At 69.2% G+C, this 3,440-nt stretch carries 4 protein-coding genes; all 4 read right to left on the bottom strand.

Annotation, left to right across the window (positions count from 1 at the left end):
• Positions 1–98 precede the first annotated feature (98 nt).
• Entirely contained in the window at positions 99–1,385 is a 1,287-nt protein-coding gene (clsB, locus tag VFL64_RS16790; RefSeq protein WP_489541523.1) for a cardiolipin synthase ClsB, read from the bottom strand.
• Entirely contained in the window at positions 1,385–2,176 is a 792-nt protein-coding gene (locus VFL64_RS16785) for an endonuclease/exonuclease/phosphatase family protein (RefSeq protein WP_489541522.1), read from the bottom strand. The genes clsB and VFL64_RS16785 overlap by 1 nt, the downstream gene beginning before the upstream one ends.
• Positions 2,173–2,640, bottom strand: coding sequence for a dihydroneopterin triphosphate diphosphatase (nudB, locus tag VFL64_RS16780; RefSeq protein ID WP_489541521.1), 468 nt, complete (start codon positions 2,638–2,640; stop codon positions 2,173–2,175). The genes VFL64_RS16785 and nudB overlap by 4 nt, the downstream gene beginning before the upstream one ends.
• An 89-nt stretch (positions 2,641–2,729) precedes the next feature.
• Positions 2,730–3,440, bottom strand: a 711-nt coding sequence (locus VFL64_RS16775) for an amino acid--tRNA ligase-related protein (protein WP_489541520.1), incomplete at its 5' end; no start/stop codon positions are given.

Genomic DNA, 3,440 nt, shown 5'->3' with positions numbered 1-3,440 from the left:
CACAAGCAGTCCAGTGGACTGCTTGTGCCTGGCGAAGGGCTGAGCCTCTGGCTCAGCGCGGGCTGCAAGGCGGCAGCGAAGCGACTGGGGGGCTGTCATCAGTACCTGCCGGTGGCCCCGGCGATGCGCAAGTAGACGTGGGCCACCCACGCGACGAACCCCCGGCGCAACACGCCTTGCAGCGAACGCTGCCGGGCCTGCGCCGGATCGATCTCTCGCGAGGCCGTCACCGCCTGATCGAACTGCGCCGCCAGCGCGTTGGTGAACACCGGGTCGCGGATCACGACGTTGGCCTCGAGGTTGAGCAGCAGCGAGAGCGGGTCGATGTTGGAGCTGCCCACCGTCGCCCATTCGTCGTCGACCAGGCCCACCTTGGCATGCAGGAAGGCCGGCGTGTACTCGAAGACGCGTACGCCGTGGCTGAGCAGGTCGTCGTACAGCGCGCGCGCCGCTAGGGCGGCGATGCGGTAGTCGACCTTGCCCTGCAGCAGCAGGCGCACCTGCACGCCGCGCGTACCGGCGGCGCGCAGCACGCGCATGAAGGCGCGGCCGGGGTAGAAGTAGGGCGAGATCAGGTCGACGCGCTGCTGGGCGTTGCGGATGGCGTCGATGTAGCTGCGCTCGATGGCGCGGCGCTGGCGCAGGTTGTCGCGCATCACGAAGGCGGCACGCACGGGGCGCAGCGTGGACAGCTGGCTCGCCGTCTTGCTGCCCTTGGGCATGCGCAGGCGGCGCAGCATGCGCCGGGCACGCGCCACCGGCTCCGCACTGCGCGCCAGGGCGGCCATCTCCCTGCCGAAGTGGCTGCCGATGCTCGCACGCGTCCACAGCGCGCGCGTGGCCTGCTCGATGGGGGCCACCACCGGGCCACGCAGCTCCACGGCGTAGTCGAGGCGCGGCTCGTCGCTCCAGCCGTGGATCTGGTCGAAGCGGTCATCGAGCAGGTTGATGCCGCCGACGAAGGCCACGTCGCCGTCGACCACGCACAGCTTCTGGTGCAGGCGGCGCAGCTGGCCGGGCTGCAGCCAGCTCCACCACCGATGCAGCGGCCGGAACACCGCAAGCAGCACCCCAGCGCCTTCGAGCTGTGCCCGCAGCTCGCCCAGGCAGGCGCGCGAACCAAAGCCGTCAACCACCAGCTTGACATGCACGCCGCGGCGCGCCGCATCGGCGAGGGCCTGCGTGACCATCGCCACGCTGCCGGTGTTGTCGTAGATGTAGGTGGCGAGCCAGACCTCGTGGCGTGCTGCCTCGATGGCACGCACCATGGCCGGGAACAGGGCCTCGCCGCCGCGCAGCAGCGTGGCCTGGTTGCCGCCGCTGTAGACGGCGCGGCGCACCACGCGCATCAGGGGTTCGTCGTCGGTGCGGTGCGGCTCGACCATCAGGCCAGTTCGAGATCCGCCACCAGGGGCAGGTGGTCCGACATGCGGGCCCACGCGTTGCCGCGCGGCACGAAGGTGGCCGTGCAGTGAAAGCCGCGCGTGTAGATGCGGTCGAGCGAGAACAGCGGCACGCGCGACGGGAAGGTGCGCTGCGAGGCGCTGCCGGCGTGCTCGGCGCGCTTGAGGCCCATCTCGCGCATGGGTGCGTCGAGCTTCTCGCCCCAGTCGTTGAAGTCACCCGCCAGCACCACCGGCTCCCGGTGCGGGATCTTGGCGGCAATGAACGCCGCGATGCGCTCCACCTGCCGCACGCGGCTCGAATGCATCAACCCGAGGTGGGCCACGATGGTGTGGACGCGCAGGCCGTTCCAGTGCGCGACCACGTGCAGCAGGCCGCGCTGCTCGAAGCGATGGTCGGAGACGTCGTGGTGGCCGATGTCTTCGCCCAAGGGCCAGCGCGACAGCAGCGCGTTGCCGTGCTCGCCGTCGCGTGTGATGGCATTGGTGCGGTAGGCCACGTCGTAGCCCTCGGGCGCGAGGTGGTTGGCCTGCGGCACGCGCGGCCAGCCGAAGTGCGTGTCGGGGAAGCGCAGCGCCTCGCCATGGTTGAAGTTGCGCACTTCCTGCAAGAAGACCAGGTCGGCGTCGAGCGCTTCCACGCCCAGGCCGATGTTGTGGATCTCCAAGCGCTTGCGCGGGCCGATGCCGCGCACGCCTTTGTGGATGTTGTAGGTCGCTACCCGCAGGATGTGGCTCGGGTGCAGGGTGCTCGAAGCGGCGCCGCGTGTCATGTGAACCTGGTCAGCTGAAGGATCGCCTCGGCGTTCGAGGGCGAGAAGCATTGGTCGGCCGCCTCGCGCCAGGGCAGCCACCGGTAGCGGGTGTGTTCGCGCGGGGCCAAGGCAACCGGCGTGCCGCGCGGCACACGCAGGCCGAACACGTGCTCGGTGTTCTGCGTCACCCCGGGCGCATAGCGGTGCCGCCACTGCGGGTAGATCTCGTAGACGTTGCGCAGGTTCCAGTCGCGCAGGTTGGCCATCGGCACCTCGGGCGAGCCGATCACGATGCCGGTCTCTTCGCCCACCTCGCGCACGGCCGTCTCGTCCAGCGGCTCGTCGGGGCGGTCTTTGGAGCCGGTGACGCTTTGCCAATAACCGGGGTGGTCGGCGCGTTCGATCAGCAGCACGTCGAGCTCCGCCGTGTGGATGACGATGAGAACCGATTCGGGGATCTTGGGGGGGCGTGTCGTGCTCACCGTGCCATCTTGCCATCCGCCAGCGACAACCGCCACGCCAGGAAAAAGGGCAGCCGAAGCTGCCCTTGCGTTACCTCAAAAGCCTGGCCTCAGGCTTCCTTGGGAGCACCCGCCTGCGGGTTGCGCAGGCGGATGTGCAGCTCGCGCAGCTGCTTCTCGTCCACCGGGCTGGGCGCGTGCGTGAGCAGGTCTTGTGCGCGCTGGGTCTTGGGGAAGGCGATCACGTCGCGGATCGACTCGGCCTTGGTCATCAGTGTGACCAGACGGTCGAGGCCGAAGGCCAGGCCGCCGTGCGGGGGCGCGCCGTACTGCAGCGCGTCGAGCAGGAAGCCGAACTTGAGCTGGGCTTCGTCCGGCCCGATCTTCAGCGCGCTGAAGACCTTGCTCTGCACCTCGGCACGGTGGATACGGATCGAGCCGCCGCCGAGTTCCCAGCCGTTGAGCACCATGTCGTAGGCCTTGGCGATGCACTTGCCCGGGTCGGTGTCCATGTAGTCCTCATGGCCGTCCTTGGGCGCGGTGAACGGGTGGTGCACCGCGTTCCAGCGCTGGCCTTCGTCGTCGTACTCGAACATCGGGAAGTCGACCACCCACAGCGGCGCCCACTTGTCCTCGAAGAGGCCGTTCTTCTTGCCGAACTCGCTGTGGCCGACCTTGATGCGCAGGCCGCCGATGGCGTCGTTGACCACCTTGGCCTTGTCGGCGCCGAAGAAGATCAGGTCGCCGTTGCGCGCGCCGGTGCGGGCGATGATCTCCGCGATGGCCGCGTCGTGCAGGTTCTTCACGATCGGCGACTGCAG

The sequence above is a fragment of the Rhizobacter sp. genome, from assembly GCF_035702065.1.
Taxonomy (GTDB): Bacteria; Pseudomonadota; Gammaproteobacteria; order Burkholderiales; family Burkholderiaceae_C; genus Rhizobacter.
Note: the sequence above shows the minus strand (reverse complement) of the source record. Positions and strands in the feature narration are given on the sequence as shown.

Bases quoted from the DNA above. Each gene is read 5' to 3' on its own strand.
- clsB (WP_489541523.1), bottom strand. From the start codon at position 1,385: ATGGTCGAGCCGCACCGCACCGACGACGAACCCCTGATGCGCGTGGTG.
- VFL64_RS16785 (WP_489541522.1), bottom strand. From the start codon at position 2,176: ATGACACGCGGCGCCGCTTCGAGCACCCTGCACCCGAGCCACATCCTG.